The 3,490-nt window shown below is 47.1% G+C and carries 2 protein-coding genes; both read right to left on the minus strand.

Features of this window, described 5'->3' with window-relative positions:
* Window positions 1-1,192 (minus strand): sigma-54-dependent transcriptional regulator (locus B2899_RS08640; protein ID WP_286885099.1); only part of this gene is annotated, 1,192 nt, incomplete at its 3' end.
* A complete protein-coding gene (locus B2899_RS08645; RefSeq protein ID WP_286885100.1) occupies window positions 1,192-3,210 on the minus strand; it encodes a transporter substrate-binding domain-containing protein in 2,019 nt (672 codons plus the stop codon). The genes B2899_RS08640 and B2899_RS08645, both read right to left, overlap by 1 nt.
* Between the last annotated feature and the right edge of the window lie 280 nt (window positions 3,211-3,490).

Consider the following 3,490-nt stretch of genomic DNA (forward strand, 5'->3'; position numbering starts at 1 on the left):
CAGCAGGAATCGTGGTTGGACTAGGCTGCTGAACATATTCCGGCAGATCTTCTTCCGTAATGATGTCGGAGGAGGAAAGGGCGACGGCATACTCTATAATATTTCCGAGCTGGCGGATATTGCCCGGATAGTTGTAAGCGAGCAAGAGACGGCGCGCGGCTGCTGACAACCTTTTTGGAGCTTTGTCCATTTCCCGGGAGTATTTTTGCAGGAAGTATTCAAGCAGCAGCGGCAAGTCTCCCTCTCTTTCCCGCAGTGGCGGGACCGATATAGGGATGACATTAAGCCTGAAATATAAATCTTCGCGAAACGTTCCTTCCGCTACCATTTGTTCCAGCCGTTTATTTGTAGCGCTTACAATCCGTACGTCCAGGGAGATTTTTCGGTTTGACCCAAGAGGTGTCACTTCACGTTCCTGGAGAACCCGCAGAATCTTAGCCTGCAGAGCAAGCGGCATCTCGCTTATTTCATCGAGAAATAGCGTACCGCCGTTCGCTGCTGCCCACTTTCCTTCTTTTCGCTGCGTCGCTCCGGTGAATGCCCCTTTTTCGTAGCCGAACAGTTCACTTTCCAGCAGCGTCTCCGGAATGGCTGCGCAGTTGACGATTTCTAACGGACCGTTCTTTCGCCTGCCCGTATCATGGATGGCACGCGCCACCAGCTCTTTGCCGGTGCCGCTCTCTCCGGTGATGAGCACGTTCGAATCGATATCTTTTACACGTTCAATCATGGAGAAGACATGTTCCATCGCCTTGCTTTTCCCTACGAAACATCTTCGTCCGCTGGTTTGCTGAAGCTGTGCATGCAGCGTCTCAACCTGAAGGGAGAGCCGTTTATGTTCAAGCGCTTTCATCATTAACAACTGTATTTCTTCCGTGTTAATCGGCTTTTCAATGTAATAGTACGCCCCCTGCTTAATCGCTTCGATAGACGATTCGATGGAGGCGTAAGCGGTCATCATAATCACGATGACAGATGGATGCTTCTGTTTAATCTGACGCAGGATATCGATGCCGCTGCGGGACCCTATCCGCAAATCCAGCAGTACGATATCGAACGGATGCTGTTCCATTGCACGCAGTCCTTCCATAGGGTCAGTAAAAGCAGTGATATCATATGCGTCTTCTAGCGCAAAGCTAAGTGAGGTACAGATGGCGCGTTCATCATCAAGTATCAATACGTGCGGTTTCATTATGATTCCTCCTCCGGTTTATGCAACGGTAAAAAGACAGTGACTTTCGTTCCCAGGCCAGGATGGCTTGTTATGCGAATGTCTCCCTTGTTTTCTCTAAGTAGTTTATAGGAGAGGGGAAGTCCGAGTCCGACACCGTTATGTTTGCTTGAGTAGAAAGGTTCGAAAATACGTTTCATCTGTTCCGATTCGATTCCGGTCCCGGTATCGGCAATTGTAATTCGTCCTGTCTCCGCGTTTTCTTTTTCCACGGTAATTATGATTTTCTTCTCTGCTGTTTCTTCTACAGCATCAATGGCGTTGAGCAGAAGATTCAAAAAAACTTGCCGTATCTGCTGTGGATCAGTATAAAAGGCAATATCATCCTGGCAGGATTGTTCAAGAACAATCTCTTTCTTTTCCAGGGTAACCCGTAAAAACGTGAGCAAAGAAGTGAGCAGGGCGTTGGCCGGATACATTTCTTTGCTGGGCGAACGAGGACGGGCGTAATCCAGTAAATCGGTTACAATCGCATTCAGCCTGTTAATTTCAGCAGGCAGATGTTCCATGATGGCTTCCCGGAATTTTGGCTGATCGTATTTGCTGGGCAGCAGGTCGACGAATGTTTTAATAGACGTCAGCGGGTTGCGGATTTCGTGAGCGACTCCCGCTACAAGCTGGCCTAAAGCATGCAGCTTCTCCTGCATGACAAGCTTTTGTTCCAGTCGGGTCTCTTCCGTGCGGTCGGTCATAGAGAGCAAGTATCCTATTTGCTTTTTCTGGGCGTCATGCAGGGTGAGCAGACGGTAGTAAATCACTTTCCAGACTCCTGATTCATTGATTTCTAATTTGGTTAAAGCGTTTTTGTGGCTTTGATGTTGTTTGCTGTTATCTCTGTAGTGTGCCAGAATACGGGCGAGCAGCGGAGGGTAGTTCTTCTCTTTGAAAAATCCACCCGTGAATCCCAGCATTTCATTTGCGCGCGTATTGTAGCTCGTTACCTTATAGTCCATACTGAATGTGACAATTCCGGTATGGATGTTATTTAAGATTTGTTCTTTGAATGCATCACGGTCAGCGATATCTTGACGTTGTTCTTGCAAATGGTGAGTAAGTAGCCAGAGTTCTTCGGTGCGACTTTGCACCGCTTTTTTTAAACGCTGGTTCCATAAATAAATAAACAGAAGCACGCACGCTGTTGCGATGAGAACCGTCGCCAGCAATTGAATGAACTTCTGTAGGCGGGCGATTTGTACATCCGATTCCGACATCAGCCAGTTATTCATAAGCTGATTAATTTCTCCTTTCGCTTTCATTGTTGTCAATGTCCGATTGATGACGGCAAGCAGCGAGTCGTCACCTTTACGAACGGCAATGGCGAAATCGGCCGGCTCGATAACTTCTTCCAGAATGATAAAGTTGTCCTGCTGTCTGAAATGCCGCAAGTATACGTTCGCTGTCCATTTATTACCGATAAATACATCCGCCCGCTTCTCAAGCAGGAGCAGCATACCGGAAAGCTGGTTTCTGGTGACCGTAAGATTGGAATGGCGCAGATTAAGCAGCGATTCCAGCACGGGTTTCCGATTTTGCAGAACGACATGCAGGGAGCGTATGTCGCTGATGCTGTGTACGGCCTGCCTTTTTTCTTTAGGAATAATTAACGCGTCCGACATGGTGAAGTACGGATCTGAGAAATCAAACGCACCGCTTTTTTCCGTACTGTATGTCATCCCGGCGATGGCATCGATTCGCCCCGCCTGCAGCTCTTTTTCCGCGCGGGCAAGGTCCATTGGAATGTATTCGAAGGCAAGATTATTATAGGTCGCGATTTTATCCATGATATCGATACTGGCGCCGACGAACGATCCGTTTGATGTTATATAAGAAAAAGGAGGAAGTGCCCATTCTGCCGCGATTTTGTATGTCTTTTTCACTGGCAGCTGTGAAGGAGAGACAGCGGCGCATACAAGCTGCGGGACCCCGAGCGACAAGACGAGTAAGGTATACACTAGCATAAGACGCTTTCGTAGACTCAAGCAAGCCACCTCTTCTGAGACGATAAATTGATATGTTAAAATTATAAATCAATAAAAATGTTTGACAATTGCCTAAATTGAAGTAAGTATACGTACAGTAAATCGCTTTTTGAAGAGGAACGGGGGAGTAAAGAAATGAGAAAAGAGATTGCATGATAAAAACATGCCGATTCATAAGAAAGGGCAGCTTTCCGTCAAATGGGAAGCTGCCTTTTGATTGGTTGCGTTTTATGAATTAGCCGAGAAAACTCGTGACCTCAGTCATGAGATGAATCGGCTT

This window comes from Aneurinibacillus sp. UBA3580, assembly GCF_002375825.1.
In the GTDB taxonomy this organism is placed as follows: Bacteria; Bacillota; Bacilli; order Aneurinibacillales; family Aneurinibacillaceae; genus Aneurinibacillus; species Aneurinibacillus danicus.